At 55.1% G+C, this 13,009-nt stretch carries 13 protein-coding genes, 2 pseudogenes and 1 other annotated feature; of the genes and pseudogenes, 10 read left to right on the top strand and 5 right to left on the bottom strand.

Annotated elements, in window-relative coordinates; translation table 11 throughout:
- Positions 1–422 precede the first annotated feature (422 nt).
- Genes Q4577_RS22995 through Q4577_RS22980 form a run of 4 tightly spaced genes read right to left on the bottom strand, consistent with a single transcriptional unit; the run spans position 423 to position 2,336 of the window.
- On the bottom strand, positions 423–1,085 hold the full coding sequence (locus Q4577_RS22995) for a GntR family transcriptional regulator (RefSeq protein ID WP_303473170.1): 663 nt from the start codon (positions 1,083–1,085) through the stop codon (positions 423–425).
- Positions 1,086–1,090: 5 nt separating this feature from the next.
- Positions 1,091–1,711: a nitrile hydratase subunit alpha gene (locus tag Q4577_RS22990; RefSeq protein WP_303473172.1), complete on the bottom strand. Its 621-nt coding sequence runs from the start codon at positions 1,709–1,711 to the stop codon at positions 1,091–1,093.
- Between the two features lie 3 nt (positions 1,712–1,714).
- Entirely contained in the window at positions 1,715–2,038 is a 324-nt protein-coding gene (locus Q4577_RS22985; protein WP_303473175.1) for an SH3-like domain-containing protein, read from the bottom strand.
- A gap of 7 nt (positions 2,039–2,045) precedes the next feature.
- Positions 2,046–2,336 (bottom strand): SH3-like domain-containing protein, encoded by a 291-nt coding sequence (locus tag Q4577_RS22980; protein WP_280520441.1) that lies wholly within the window; start codon positions 2,334–2,336, stop codon positions 2,046–2,048.
- 174 nt (positions 2,337–2,510) lie between these two features.
- Here Q4577_RS22980 and Q4577_RS22975 point away from each other — a divergent pair, with 174 nt between their 5' ends.
- The 9 genes and pseudogenes from Q4577_RS22975 to Q4577_RS22935 all read left to right on the top strand — a co-directional run bounded on the left by Q4577_RS22975 (position 2,511) and on the right by Q4577_RS22935 (position 11,174).
- A complete protein-coding gene (locus Q4577_RS22975) occupies positions 2,511–3,740 on the top strand; it encodes an amidase (protein ID WP_303567669.1) in 1,230 nt (409 codons plus the stop codon).
- Positions 3,741–3,780: 40 nt separating this feature from the next.
- Positions 3,781–4,866 (top strand): TRAP transporter substrate-binding protein, encoded by a 1,086-nt coding sequence (locus Q4577_RS22970; RefSeq protein WP_303473178.1) that lies wholly within the window; start codon positions 3,781–3,783, stop codon positions 4,864–4,866.
- A gap of 5 nt (positions 4,867–4,871) precedes the next feature.
- Complete coding sequence (locus tag Q4577_RS22965) at positions 4,872–5,390, top strand: TRAP transporter small permease subunit (protein ID WP_303473179.1); 519 nt, start codon at positions 4,872–4,874, stop codon at positions 5,388–5,390.
- A complete protein-coding gene (locus Q4577_RS22960; protein ID WP_303473180.1) occupies positions 5,390–6,706 on the top strand; it encodes a TRAP transporter large permease subunit in 1,317 nt (438 codons plus the stop codon). Before Q4577_RS22965 ends, Q4577_RS22960 begins: the two co-directional genes overlap by 1 nt.
- A 4-nt stretch (positions 6,707–6,710) precedes the next feature.
- Positions 6,711–7,844 (top strand): DSD1 family PLP-dependent enzyme, encoded by a 1,134-nt coding sequence (locus Q4577_RS22955; protein WP_303473181.1) that lies wholly within the window; start codon positions 6,711–6,713, stop codon positions 7,842–7,844.
- Positions 7,845–7,856: 12 nt separating this feature from the next.
- Positions 7,857–8,630 (top strand): short-chain dehydrogenase/reductase, encoded by a 774-nt coding sequence (locus Q4577_RS22950; RefSeq protein ID WP_303473182.1) that lies wholly within the window; start codon positions 7,857–7,859, stop codon positions 8,628–8,630.
- A gap of 134 nt (positions 8,631–8,764) precedes the next feature.
- Positions 8,765–9,374, top strand: a pseudogene (locus tag Q4577_RS22945) (transposase); the annotation flags it as partial.
- Positions 9,375–9,431: 57 nt separating this feature from the next.
- Positions 9,432–10,642: pseudogene (locus tag Q4577_RS22940) on the top strand (IS3 family transposase).
- Positions 9,659–9,775 (top strand) — a sequence feature (AL1L pseudoknot). (Overlaps the previous pseudogene by 117 nt.)
- A 370-nt stretch (positions 10,643–11,012) precedes the next feature.
- The gene (locus Q4577_RS22935) at positions 11,013–11,174 is read left to right on the top strand and encodes a hypothetical protein (RefSeq protein WP_303473183.1); all 162 of its coding nucleotides are present in this window, start codon (positions 11,013–11,015) and stop codon (positions 11,172–11,174) included.
- A gap of 279 nt (positions 11,175–11,453) precedes the next feature.
- Here the strand turns inward: Q4577_RS22935 and Q4577_RS22930 are convergent, their stop codons facing one another.
- Positions 11,454–12,365, bottom strand: a complete 912-nt coding sequence (locus Q4577_RS22930; protein WP_303473184.1) for a LysR substrate-binding domain-containing protein — start codon at positions 12,363–12,365, stop codon at positions 11,454–11,456.
- Between the two features lie 111 nt (positions 12,366–12,476).
- Here Q4577_RS22930 and Q4577_RS22925 point away from each other — a divergent pair, with 111 nt between their 5' ends.
- Positions 12,477–12,971, top strand: coding sequence for a TRAP transporter small permease (locus Q4577_RS22925; RefSeq protein ID WP_303473185.1), 495 nt, complete (start codon positions 12,477–12,479; stop codon positions 12,969–12,971).
- The last annotated feature ends 38 nt before the right edge of the window (positions 12,972–13,009 follow it).

The following is a 13,009-nucleotide window of genomic DNA, read 5'->3' as shown; positions in this document are numbered from 1 at the left end:
CCGTTGCCGTTGTGCCCAAAGTGTCGAAACGAGGGATTGATGCTGACAGCGCCTCTCATAACCCGTTTTATGGGTTGCCGATCCCGATGATGTCAGGTCACATGCTGCCCTGTTGAGGCGCGATGCGGAGACGTATTTCGCCGATGTTGGGCGGAATTTCGGCTAACTGGATCAGGAGAGACGGGAGGTTTTTCGAGCAGGTTCATGTCGCCAGCGAAGACTACGCGCGCGTTTTAGAGGTTCTGGATGGCGTGAGGAGATGACTCCTATCATCACGTGGAACAAGCTGCCAGCCAACAAGGCTGCGGCGAAGATCACCAAGGCAAGACAATTCTTCCGTCGCTACTTGCCCCACGAACAACTGTTTTTAGCGGGATGTTTGGAGCGCATGACGCTCAATTTTGTGAACATACAGCCATCTCTCAGGCCGAAAACGAATGTTCCACAAGCCGCTCGACCGCATTGATATGTTCAAGCGTTCGGGCTTTGGCCAATTCTACATCGCCGGTTTTAATGCAGTCCAGAATTTCGCGGTGCTCTTTCTCGGCCTGCGCACCGTATTCGTGGTTGGTCCATAGGACGCAGGAATACCGATCTGCCTTGCGGTACAGGCGTTCGATGAACTCAATCAGCAGATCGTTGCCACAAGGTTTATAAAGGCACAGATGAAATTCCCAGTTCAGTCGCACCGAGGTCAGGCTGTCACTCGCGCCCGAGGCTTTCTTGATGATGTTTTCTGCATCTTTTAACTCGACCGCAGAAATCTGAGAAATCGCCTGCTCAATCGCCATGGGCTCAAGCTTGCGGCGCAGGCTCCAGATGTTGCGCAGCTCTTCCAGGCTGATACTGGCGACGAACGCTCCGCGGTTGGCGATTTGTTCGACCAGCCCCTCAAACCGAAGGGTCTGAAGGGCTTCGCGCACGGGGATGTGGCTAACACCAAACTGGTTTGCAATGTCGTTCTGACGCAGCTGCATTCCCGTGGAATACTCGCCTGATAGAACCCGCTCGCGCAACGCCTGACAAATTCGATCCGTTGTCGAGCCGGATGATTTGGAAGCAGACGAGGCTTTTGTCGCGGACATTTGGTTCATATACTCACGTTGGTGACGCCGATCATGCTATCACGGGTGACCAGTTCGGCAAGTTCCGGTTCCGAAAAGTTCTCGGTCCCTGCTGGGCGTTTGGGTAGGACCAAATACCGGCAATCTGCTGTGCTGTCCACCACTCGCAGGTTTGTGCCTTCAGGTAGAGAGGTGCCAAACTCCTTCAGAACTTCGCGTGGTTCCACCACTACGCGAGACCGGTAGTTGCGCGACTTGTACCACACGGGCGGCGGGCCAAGGATAGGACGTGGGTAACAAGAACAGAGCGTGCAAACTACGACGTGGTGCAGATCGTCGGTATTCTCCAGCAGCAGGAACACCGGATAGGGGGGCATGGAAATGCCGAGCTGCGCGGCGGCGGCTGGCAGATCCTTGCGCGCGAGTTCCAGAAATTTCGGGTCCGTCCAGCAACGGGCCACCAGACGGGCGCCTTCGGTTGGGTTGCGTCCCTCCATGTCTTCGATTTGGGCGGTGACTTCGTCTGAGGTCAGCAGCTCGCTTTTGTCCAGCTCGCTCAGAACTTGATCCAACAGTCTCTTGAAGGCAGGTCTGGGCTCGGCGTGGTCACGCGACAGAGGATGGGGGTGGGAATGATCGTGGGGCATTTCTTATGTGTCCTTTGTAACCTTGCGAAGCCAATGCTCGTAAACTTCGACCTGCAGCATGTCGGTGCCGTCACCAGTGTAATGATCCCACAGCTCGGACAGGTTGAATTCAATCCAATAGAGCGGGGATTCCGGCAACCCACTGCCGCCATAGGCCAGATCTTCGGGGTTCTTGTGGCTGCCGATAAAGGACACGACGGTGCCATAGGCACCCCGCACATAAAGCGGTGTGCGGCAATGCCCGAGCGATTCATCGTTGATCACCTGCACCCGCTGGCCGTCAGCGAATTTCGGCGGCACAGGATAATGTGTTGAAACAGATGTCATGGCCACCTCAACTGCTGGCTTTAGGGATATCAAACGCGTCCGCGTCCACATGCCCCTTTTCGATCAGCAACAGCGCGATCGCCTTGAGCCAACGCTCGTAATAGCTCAGCCCGAAATAGTCTGCTTGCGAAAAGCTTTCGACGGTGCGGCGCACTTCGTCCATTTTGAAGGCCGCTTTTTGCGGGCCGGTCAGCAGCACATAAAGTGCATCCACCCGCTTGTCGAAAAAGGTCAGTTCGTGATCGGTCTGGTCAATCTTCCCTGCGGGAAGCCCGCCGAGATCGTGTGTGCGTTCCATTTTTCGCCTTTCATTTTGTCAGCGGCCGAGATGACAGCTTGTTTTTTGGGCACTTCCTTCTCCGCGACAGTGTACGCGATTTCAGGTTCCCAAAACACACTTGAAATAATATATTATATGATATCGTATATAATAACTGATAGCAATATCGGCACTCTGCCAGTTGAGGGAACGATGAATACTCAGTCGAAAACCGTGTCATTCGAAGAGGTTGAGGCCCATTTGAAGGCTTTTGTTCATTTGGCGGATGACCTGGATCTTTCGGCAGTTCCGGCCAAAACGCAGGATGATTTACCGCTTTCGCAGGCAACGTTGGCTGTCAAAGATCTGTTCGACGTTCAGGGTATGCCCACCGGATGCGGGTCTCCGATCTATACGGGGGCCGTTGCAAACCAGTCCGCCGAAGTGGTGCGCCGTGCTGAGCGGGCGGGTGTCAAGATTGCGGGGAAAACGGTCACGACAGAATTTGCGACCTTTAAGCCCGGGCCTACCACCAATCCACAGAATATGGCCTATACGCCGGGCGGGTCATCCAGTGGTTCCGCTGCTTCGGTTGGGGCGGGGTTGGTTTCACACGGGATTGGCACGCAAACGGCGGGATCGGTCATTCGCCCTGCTGCATATTGTGGTGTCGTGGGTTTTCTGCCCACCATGGGCAGCGTCAGCCGTACCGGGCTCAAGGTCGTTTCGCCGTCTTTGGATCGGGTCGGGGTTTTCGCCCGCAGCGTCAGCGCCGTCCGAAGGTTAGGCGAGGAAATCGCAGATCTGCCTGTGTTCGCATCGCTTGACGAAGGCCCCAAGAGAATTGGTTTTTTCGACGATGCTACTTGGGCGGAGGCAGACAGCTATACTCAGGACACGCTGCGCAGCTTCAAGGCTAAGGTTCGGGAGGACGGTGAAATCGTTGTCGATCTAGGCAATGGTCAGCGTCTGTTCGACCTAATCGACGCGCAATGCGACGTGATGGCTTATGAGGTTCTTAAGTCGCTGGAACACGAGCTGACAAACCACAGCGCGCTGATCTCGGACCAGTTGCGCACATACTGCCAAGAGGCGGCCAACATCACGGCGGATCAATATGCTGGCGCTCTGGAGGTGGGGCAGGCCGGTCGCCTCTGGATGGAGGCGCTGTTTGCCGATCTGGATGCGATTGCGTCCCCTTCCGCCAAGACCCTGCCGCCAAAGGGGCTGGGTAGTACCGGCGACCCTTACGTAAATCGTGCGTGGTCGCTGCTGTATTTGCCCTGCATCACGCTTCCAACGGCCCCGTTGCACAACAATCTGAAGGGCGCGGTTCAGCTCGTGGCTGGCTTTGGTCAGGACCAACGCCTGCTTGATCTCGCCGCCCGCTTCGAGCCGGGCATGGCCCAGATCGGGCGCGAAAACTCACAACAAGAAGTCTGAGAGAATCGGATCTAACCACATCAATAGAGAGGACTAAAACATGGATAGAAGACAAATTTTGACTGGTGGTGCAGCGGCACTTGGCGGAGCGGCGCTGGCCGCGCCTACCGTGGCCCGCGCGCAAGAGACATTCAACTGGAAGATGACGACGGCCTATCCGCCCAGCCTGCCGATGTATTCGGTCGGCCCTGGCAGCCTGACAGATTTGACCGATCGCATTCGCGCCATGTCCGGTGGGCGTTTGAACATCGAAGTGTTCCATGGCGGCGAGCTGGTTCCACCTTTTGAAGGTTTCGACGCGGCGCAGTCGGGCATCGTCGAATGCAACGGCTGGGTATCCTATTTTGGCGCGGGCAAACGCCCTTGGGCGCAGTTCTTTGGCGGCGTACCGTTTGGTATGAACTACCAAGGCCAGAACGCCTGGATGTATGAAGGCGGCGGGCTTGATCTGTGGCAAGAGCTTTATGCGGACATCGGCATGGTGCCTTTTCCTTGCGGTAATACTGGCGTGCAGATGACCGGTTGGTTCAAGGAAGAGGTCAACACACTGGAAGATCTGCAAGGTCTGCAGATGCGTATTCCTGGCCTATCTAGCCGTATCTATGCAGCTGTCGGTGTTGATGTGAAACTGCTGCCGCCAGCAGAGATTTTCCCGGCGCTGGAACGTGGCGTTATTCAAGCAGCTGAATGGGTGGGCCCTGCGCAGGATAAAATCTTGGGGCTGCACAATGCAGCGTCCTATTATTATACCACCGGCTGGTCCGAACCAAACAACGTGGTTGAATTTGCTGTTAACAAGTCTGCATGGGAAAGCCTGCCCGAAGATCTGCAGCATATTGTGCGCAACGCATGTGCGTCTACCAATGTGCGCTCACAGGCTTGGTCAGAGGCCGTCAACGGCGAAGCTCTGAAAGATCTGGTTGAAAACCATGGCACCCAGCTGCGCACTCTGTCTGACGAAATCCTCAATGGTCTGAAAGACGCCACACCAGGTGTGCTAGAAGAACTTGGATCGGGCGATCCGCTGTTTGCCCGCGTGCGTGACCATTACTTTGACTTCAAGGCCAAGCATGATGCTTGGACAGATGTCAGCGAGGGCCAATGGCATCGCCGTATTCGAGGGTAAGCGCCTTGCAGGTTCTTTTGAAACTTGCCGGAATTTGCGAAATTGTTGTGGCCTTCCTTGGGAAGGTCGCAATGATCTGCGTTTTCGGGATCATCGTGACGGTCACGGCGAATGTGCTCGTTCGATATTTGTTTGGGATCGGCACGGTCTGGACGCAGGAATTGGAATGGCATTTCCTCGCCGTTGTCGCAACTCTAGGGGTGGCTTACACCTATCAGAAAGGCGAACATGTACGGGTCGATATCATCTATAAACCCGCCGGCCCGCGCACCCGGGCCGCGATTGACCTGGCAGCGGCGCTGTCGCTTTTTGTAATTGCGATTTTAATCTGCAACTACACCATTCCTTACGTCCAACAATCCTGGCGTAGCTTAGAAGGGTCTGCGGATCCGGGCGGTCTGCCTATGCGTTACGCTTTGAAAGCCACAATCGTTATAGGTTTCATGAGCTTGTTGTTGCAGGCCGCGGCTGAAACAATTCGAAACGCCCACATTCTGATCTCAGGCGAAGTGGAGACCAAGTGATGGAATTGCAAATTATGATGATGCTGGGCGCCTTTTTCGTGTTGCTCATCATCGGGTTTCCCGTGGCGATTGCTATTGCTGTGTCGGGCTTCGTGTTTGGCTTTACCGGGTTTGAGGGCAAATTGTTCGCGCTTGTGCCGCACCGAATTTACGGAGTCATTACCAAGTATGAATTCATCGCCATTCCGCTGTTTGTGTTCATGGGCGTGGCGCTGGAGCGATCTAAAATTGCGGAAGATCTGCTGACCGTCATCGGTTATGCGATGGGTGGACTGCGCGGTGGGTTGGGGATTGCCATCGTTTTTTGCGGCGTGTTGCTGGGGGCAGCCACGGGGATCGTGGGGGCCACAATCGTGACTCTGACGCTACTCACGCTGCCGATCTTGCTGCAGCGGGGATATTCCAAAAGCCTGTCCTGTGGGTTGATCTGCGCTTCAGGCACTTTGGGGCAAATTATTCCACCTAGCTTGGTGTTGATCCTGATGGCAGATATTGTCGGCTTGTCTGTTGGCACGCTGTTTGCAGCGGCCTTTGTACCAGGCTTGTTATTGTCGGCCTTGTTCGTGGTTTACTTGTTGGGGCTGGCGATCTTCAAACCGGGTATGGTGCCCGCGATTGATGCCGAAGAACGCGCGCAGGTGGACGCTAGAAAACTGTTGAAGCAGATGGTCGTTGTGGTTCTGCCCCCGATGGCACTGGTAGTGTTTGTTCTGGGGTCGATCATTGGTGGTGTCGCTGCCCCAACCGAGGCTGCCTCCATCGGTGCAAGTGGTGCGTTGGCAATTGCCGCACTTTATGGGCGTCTGAACCTGAAACTGATCCGCGAGACGACGAAAACCACGCTAATCATCTCTAGCATGATCTTCTTTATTCTTCTGGCGTCGCAAGTGTTTTCGATCGCCTTCCGTGGGTTGGGTGGAGAGCATTTCGTGGAAGAGCTGTTTGCTGGTGTTCCGGGCGAGGTGAATGGTGCGATTTTGTTCCTGTTGTTCATCATCTTTGTGCTTGGGTTCTTCATGGAATGGATTGAAATCAGCTATATTGCCCTACCGATCATGCTGCCGTTTTTTCAGTCAGCAGGCGTGGATATGGTCTGGTTAGCGATGCTGATTGCTGTGATTTTGCAAACTTCTTTCCTGACGCCTCCCTTCGGTTGGTCGCTGTTTTTTCTGCAAGGCGTAGCCCCACCGGAAATTAGGATGAAAGATATCTATATCGGCGTGATGCCCTTTATCGGGATCCAGCTTCTCGTGGTCGCACTGGTCTTTCTGTTTAGCGACATCGTGCTGTGGTTACCCCGTGTCATAGGATGGTGAAGAAATGAAAACTGACCTAGGGCTGACGGTACCTGCGCAAATTGGCATGTCCGTGAAAGACGTCGAAACACCTGCTTTGATAGTGGATCTTGATGCCTTTGAACGCAACTTGCGCAAAATGCGCGCTATCGCCCAAAAACACGGAGTGGGCTTAAGGGCCCATGCCAAGGCGCACAAAACCGCCGGGATTGCGCATCGCCAGATGGAAATCGGCGGCGTGCATGGGTTTTGCTGCCAAAAAGTGTCTGAGGCCGTGGCGCTGATTGAGGAAGGGATCACGGATATCCTGATCTCGAACCAGGTCGTGGCCCCAGCCAAGATCGCAAGACTGATCGACCTGGCCAAACACGTGACTGTGCGGGTTTGCGTTGATGACGCCCGCAATGTCGCTGACCTGTCGGAGGCGGCGGTGGCCGGTGGGGTCAAACTGGGCTGTCTGGTTGAGGTTGACGTTGGTGCCGGACGTTGCGGTGTAAACCCCGGCGCTGATGCAGCCCGGCTGGCGCAAGAGGTTTCCAATGCGCCCGGCCTGCGATTTGACGGGCTGCAGGCCTACAACGGCTCGGCCCAGCACTGTGTGGACGCGACCAGGCGGCAAGCGATGTATGACAGCGTCGAGGCCAAGGTCAGAACTACCCTAGATGCGCTTGGTGAACTGGGACTGGCCTGCGCCATTATCAGCGGCGCAGGCACAGGCACCTTTCGGAAAGAGGCCGCCTCGGGCGTCTTTACAGAATTACAGGCTGGAACATATGCGTTGATGGATGCGTCATACATGACGGTGCTGAACGCCGATGGCGAACAAGAAGTGCCCTTTGAAAATGCCATGTTCCTTTTGTGCACAATTATGTCGGCAGCGCGTCCAGGTATTGTCATTTGCGATGGCGGGCACAAAAGCCACGCGGTGGATTCAGGTCTCCCCAAATTGGTGGATGTCGATGGGGCAGAGTATGTCGGATGCAATGACGAGCACGGTATGATCCGCGATCCTAAGGGGCAGCTGGACCTCCATGACCGCATCCGCCTGATCCCCGGGCACTGCGACCCAACCTGTAACCTACATGATTACATCGTGGGCATTCGTGACGACGTCGTGGAAACCGTTTGGCCAGTCACGGCCCGCGGCAAACTTTGGTAAAGTGAGGGACAAATGAAACTGCATCTGGAAGGAAAAACAGCCCTGATAACCGGTGGCTCCAAAGGTATCGGGCTGGCCAGTGCCAAAACCCTCGCCGAGGAAGGTGCAGAGGTCATCCTGGTGGCGCGCAATCCCGAAACTCTGTCGCAGGCGGCAGACTGGATACTGGCTGAGACTGGCAAACAAGTGCAAAGCGTTGCACTTGATGTTGCCGATCCGACTGCCCCAGAACAGCTGGTTACGCAGTTTCCAGAGGTTGATATCCTTGTGAACAACGCTGGCGCTATTCCCGGTGGGGCACTGGATCAGGTTGATGCGAACGCTTGGCGCGCCTCTTGGGATCTCAAGGTTTTTGGCATCATCGAAATGACCCGGAGCTTCCATGCGGCAATGGTCAAACGACAGTCCGGTGTGATTGTGAATGTGATTGGCTGGGCCGGGCTGCGGGTTGATGCAAACTACCTTGCGGGCAGCATGGGCAATGCCTCTTTGATTGCGATGACCCGCGCGCTTGGTTCGACAAGCCCGAAAGATGGCATTCGGGTTGTTGCTGTTAATCCCGGCCCAGTGGATACAGACCGTCTGGAAGTCCTGCAAAGAAAACAGGCTGAAACCCATTGGGGCGATGCAGAGCGCTGGCCTGAACTTGTGGCAAAGTTGCCATTCGGGCGTGCCGCCAAGAAAGAGGAAATCGCTGCGGCTGTAGCGTTTCTGGTGTCAGAACTTTCAGGGTATACCTCGGGTGCGGTGTTGGAAATTGACGGCGGTCTTTCGTGGAAAATGTAAATCCGCAGGCAGCGAAACCAGAAAAGAACTCAGTTAAATGAAGATTGGAATATTACAAACCGGCCACCTAGGGTCAGGGTGCATTGATTTTAGCCTAGCGGTCTGATTCATGGAGCCCCAAACGGAGGGGGCACATGAGTGAACTATGCTGGCTGAACGACGAACAGATGACCAAGCTGGAGCCTTTCTTCCCGAAGTCCAACGGCAAACCGCGCGTTGACGACGGGCGTGTTTTGAGCGGTATAGTGTTCATAAATCGCAATGGGTTACGGTGACTTTATGCTCCTGAGGCCTACGGTCCGCACAAGAACTTCTACAGTCTATGGAAGCGGTGGAGCGAGAAAGGCATCTTCGCTCAGATGCTGCTGGAACTGGCCGATCGGGGTGGCACGACCGACACGCTGATGATCGGCGACGCATCTCAAGACGCACGGGACGGCCTCCAGTCTGGGGCTGGAAAAGGGGGGGGAGGCGGCCGCCTGATTGGCCGCACCAGGGTATGATTACATCGGGGCGCGGGCTCTTCTGGACGGTCTGCCGCCCACCAGACACATGCTGGCGAACCGAGGCTATGATGCAGACCGGTATCGCGAAGCGCTTGAAAACATGGGTATCACGTCATGCATGCCGGCAAGGAAGGGCCGCAAGGTTCAGATTCGGCACGACGAAGTTCGCTATCGCAAACGCCACAAGATCGAGAACAGTTTTGCCCGGCTCAAGGACTGGCGCCGTGTTGCGACCCGCTAGGACAGAACCGCCCTGGCTTGCCCGGAGAGCAAAACTCTCAAAGGATAGCTCTCCATGGACAGGAAGAAGAATACGACGAGCCCGTACCCGGCCGAGTTCCGCGAGCGGGCGGTTCAGATGGTGATCGACCATCTTGATGGCTACCGCAGCTTGACGGCCGCGGTGCGCGATATCGCCGGTAAGGAAGCAGGGTCGACGAGCGCAGAAAAGGCCCGCATCAAGGAACTGGAACGCGAGAACCGGGAGTTGCAGCAGGCGAACGAGATCCTGAAGAAAGCGAGCGCTTATTTTGCCCAGGCGGAGCTCGACCGCCCGTTTCGCAAATGACTGCCTTCATTGACGAATTCCGGAAGGAGTTCGGGGTCGAGCCGATCTGCCGCGTGCTGCCGATCGCCCCATCCGTTGACCGGCAGTCGTTTACGACGCAAACGATGAGAGGTGACCTATCACGTGCAGAAGGCAATCGCCCGGGATCCCTCTCTCGCATCCAGGCGGGCGCGGCGGGACTTGGGGTTGAAGGATGAGATCCACAAGATCTGGTCTGAGAACCGCAAACTCTAAGACACGGAAGATCTGGCATGTCCTGAAACGCGGCAACTTGGCCGTCGCGCGCTGCACAGTGGAGAGATTGATGCGGGAGATGGGTGCGGTGAGTCGTGCGCGGCAAGAAGACCGTCACGACCAATCCCGACACCGCGATGCCCTGCCCAGACGACAAGGTCAACCGCGCGTTCCATTCTGATCGGCCAAACCGGCTCTGGGTGTCGGATTTCACATCTGTGCCGACCTGGTCGGGCACCGTCTACGTCGTTTTCGTGATCGACGAATTTGCGCGGCGGATTGTGGGTTGGCGTGTATCCAGCTCGATGACAACCCAGTTCGTACTCGATGCGCTCGAGCAAGCGCTTTGGCAGAGAAAGCCTCTTGGAAACAAAAGTTTGACTCATCACTCGGACCGCGGATCGCAATACCTGTCCTTCAGGTATACCGAGCGGCTGGCCGATGCCGAGGTGGACCCATCAGTCGGGACGGTCAGCGACTCCTGCGATAATGCTCTTGCCGAAAGCGTGATTGGTCTGTTCAAGGCCGAAGTCATCAAGCAGCTGGGGCCCTGGAAAACAATGCAGGATGTCGAATGGGAAACCATGCACTGGGTCGATTGGTGCAATCAGGACCGTCTTCTCAGCTCAATCGGCTACATGCCCCCAGCCGAGGCCGAGCAGCGATACCTTGAACAAGTCAAAGCTATGGATAAGGTCGCGTAACGCGTTGAACGAAACGCTCTTCGGGCAAGCCGGGGCGGTTCATTCTCCGGACCACTGAGCACCTGTACGTTTGGGCGTAACCCGGCACACAAAACATCCGCCGAATGACCCTGGGCAAGCAGCGTGCGCAGTCCGTCTTCAATGACAGCATTTGGGGGCGTCTTGTATCAAATTTATAGGATCGAACCTTACAGAGTTGTGCATTAGCCCGGCAGTCCCTCCTAGACTACCCAGTCGACTCAATATTATGATATTGCAGTCAATGGGTGCAATTCGAATTATTACGCCTCTCCTGCGTTGAAACGAATTTACTGCAACGGAGTGGCTGAGCCAAGATTATATGGCGCTTTTGAAACAAACATGATCGGTAATGGTCGTTTTGAGCTGGGGGTCTGCCGGGATCGCGGGCAATTGCCTGCCGCCTGCGCCGCTCTGGATGCCGACCGATCCCGATGACGTGCGGGCTTATGCTGACCTGTTGAGGCGCGAAGCGGAGACGTATTTTGCCGATGTCGAGCAGTACTTCCGTTGAATCGATCAGCAGCGGCGAAAGGCCTAAGAACAAGCGTGCGTGGTCAGTGGAGACTATGCGCGCGTTCTGGAATTCTTGGAGGACCTGAGGAAATGATATCCGCACTCACGTAAAGCAAGCTGATGTTCAATAAAACTGCCGCGAAGGTCGTCAACGCGGACAATGCTAGCTTTCGCTACGGCTGCGCCGATGACCGTTTTTGTTGCTTCACGTCTATAGCAATATGCGCCGTCGGCGAGAAAGAGGAATTTCCCCGCAAATTGAAAGGCCGAAATCAATCTATTGAGACTGCAAGCCTTTCATGGCGGCCACTATTTGCTCTTCAAAGGCCACGCCCAAGAGCGATTTCGGACGTTGAGACGGTGTGAGGATAGATGTTGAGATCTCTATCGCTGGACTGAAAGGAACAAAAATTATTTTGGGATTTTCCGGGCGGTATATTTTGTAACTCTCGGCACTGATTGGATCGCAAATACAGTGGCAAAGTTGCCCTTCCACCAATTCGAGCGCGGGTTGAAAAATCTGCAACTCAAATCGCTGAAAGAGATTTGCGCCAGCATCTTCGAACGCCCGTTTCGTCTTGATGGAGATTGGGTGATCTCTGGTCAGGGCCGCTATCGGGAGCCCGTCAAGGTCTCTGGGCGTTATCATAGTCTTAGCCGAAAGCGGATGATCGCGATGCACTGCGCAAACGCATTTCAGATCGAATGATGTGACCCCAATTGTATCGCGGGCGTGAGGCGTTTCTGACAGACCAATGTCGTATTGCTGGGACGCAATCAATTCTTCGACGATGTAAGATGTTCGGGTCACCAGTGAAGCCGTGACATGTGGGCGGCTCTCAACAAAGTTTGCCAACACGCGTGGCAGGAAGAAGCCAGACGCCGCTGGCATACACGCGATCCTGAGCTGGCCTTTGTCGAGGTCACCAATCTCTCGCATCGTGCGTGTCGATTGTGCGAGCCGATCAAGTACGATTTCGACTTCTTCAAGGAAGTAATGTGCTTCTGGCTTGGGGACCATCCGACCCTTGTGACGTTGAAATAAATCAAAACCCAGTTCTTGCTCTAGATTGGCAATCATAGCGCTGACTGAAGGCTGGGAGCGGGCCAAGGTGCGGGCGGCCTCGGACACGGAGCCAAAGCGCATGACTTCCCGAAACGTCCGCAACTGCCGAAAAGATAGGTTCATATCGAAGCTATAGGAAAATGCTATCGAATTAGCAATTAAAAAAAATTTCTCCTATAGGGCTAAGCTGCGAGGTTGACCGAAATATCAATCCTGCATCCATTGGAGGGCGCATTGGACAAAATCTCCAGTTACATCCTGACCACGCTGATCTGCATTCTTGCGCTAGGACAATTTGTGCAAGTGATCACGCGGTATGTGCTTGAAGTGCCGGTGATGGGGCTTGAAGAAACATTGGTTTATCCAGCAATCTGGCTCTACATTCTTGGTGCTGCGAATGCGTCCCGCGAGGACCATCACATCAGGGCGAATGTCTTAGAGATTTTCCTGACTACTGAGCGCGCCCATACGGTTTTGGCCATTATTGGCGACATCATCAGCCTGGCCGTCGGGTTTTGGCTTCTGAGCTGGACTTGGGATTTCACAAAGTATGCAGCCCGAGTCTGGAAAGAGAGCCCGACGCTCTACTTACCGACCTTCTATTCAGATGTCGCACTGTTTGTCGGCATGGTTCTGATGATGCTGTTCACCGCCATTCACCTAGTCAAACACATTCGAAGCCTGATACCCATTGACCTGCCCCCCGCGAAATCCCTCACCGTAATGTAGAGTCTGCGCCAACTCTGAAGGAGCAGACAGATGCGAAA

The organism is Marinovum sp. 2_MG-2023 (genome assembly GCF_030548265.1).
In the GTDB taxonomy this organism is placed as follows: Bacteria; Pseudomonadota; Alphaproteobacteria; order Rhodobacterales; family Rhodobacteraceae; genus Marinovum.
The sequence above is the reverse complement of the archived record's forward strand: the minus strand, read 5'-3'. Positions and strand labels throughout refer to the sequence as shown.